1 protein-coding gene is annotated in these 772 nt (G+C 39.4%); it reads left to right on the forward strand.

Annotated features, from left to right (window positions below):
• Positions 1-392 (forward strand): zinc ribbon domain-containing protein (locus tag DYY66_RS10175; protein ID WP_166288932.1); only part of this gene is annotated, 392 nt, incomplete at its 5' end.
• Positions 393-772: the final 380 nt, after the last annotated feature.

Below are 772 nucleotides of genomic sequence, written 5' to 3' on the forward strand. Positions count from 1 at the left end.
GAAAGGGAAACGGTCAAGGAAACAAGTATAGAAGGAAATTAAACTCATGGTCGTTCTACGAACTGCAAAGACAGATTACATACAAGGCAGAATGGGAAGGAATTCCTGTTAGATTCGTAGATCCTAAACGCACAAGCCAACTCTGTCCAATATGCGGAGGGAAACTCCAAGAGGATAGGTTTCACAGACGAAAATTGTTGTGCATTAATTGTAAGAAATCAATGGACAGGGATGTAATTGCATCCATGAATATTGCTTACAAGGGGTGGAGTAGGTTTTGCCATCCTAGAGGGCTTTTAGATGAAGCGATGAAGGGGAATGTGGATTGGAATAATATTTTCATACAGCCGCTAATCCTTCGAGTAGATGGAAGCAAGTTAGCATCGGTATGATTTGGGTATCATGTCATTACCGAAGAGTTGATAGAACCTTAAAACTGTGTAACGTTACAAAATCTTTCTAGCAAAGATTTCCCATCTGTACTCATCTCTNTTGATGAAGCTAGTGGAATAAAAAAAGAGCCAAGTTTTGATACCATGTAAGAGTGGCTTTCAAAGGCATCAATGTGTCCACTACATAGGGGATTATTTTTTGTGATTTGTACTTTGTATATTCCATGTCTAGGAGATGTCATTTTTTTTATCGTTCCACCAAGGGTGAGTGCAAGTATCTCTGCACCATAGCAGATGCNAGGATTGTCTTTTGTGATCTCTACTTTATACAATCCATGACGAGAGGATGTCATTTTTTTTATTGTTCCGCCAAGGGTGAG

The sequence above is a fragment of the Candidatus Nitrosotalea sp. FS genome (assembly GCF_011319475.1).
Taxonomy (GTDB): domain Archaea; phylum Thermoproteota; class Nitrososphaeria; order Nitrososphaerales; family Nitrosopumilaceae; genus Nitrosotalea.